Source organism: Psychromonas arctica, assembly GCF_038155225.1.
Taxonomy (GTDB): Bacteria; Pseudomonadota; Gammaproteobacteria; order Enterobacterales; family Psychromonadaceae; genus Psychromonas; species Psychromonas arctica_B.
Genome location: NZ_JBAKBA010000212.1, coordinates 1 through 231, shown reverse-complemented (window position 1 = coordinate 231; position 231 = coordinate 1). Strand labels below are relative to the sequence as shown.

Annotated in this window: 1 protein-coding gene; it reads left to right on the top strand. The window is 35.1% G+C overall.

Annotated features, from left to right (window positions below; translation table 11 throughout):
• Nucleotides 1-231 (top strand): hypothetical protein (locus V6255_RS18320; RefSeq protein ID WP_341629413.1); only part of this gene is annotated, 231 nt, incomplete at both ends.

Below are 231 nucleotides of genomic sequence, written 5' to 3'. Positions count from 1 at the left end.
TTATATGATGAGTTTTATGATCTAGAGTCTGATAATGAATCGTTTGACAGTCTAGAGTTTGGCTCTGATAAGTTAAGTAATGATAATGTAGATGCAGAAGTACCACATGCAGATACGTTCAATACTGAATCTTTAGGCGTTAAATTTGATGAAATAACGGATGTATTTAACAAGGTCTCTAAAATAGCCCAAGAAGCTGGTCAGTGGTCAGAATCCACCATCAAACTGTTT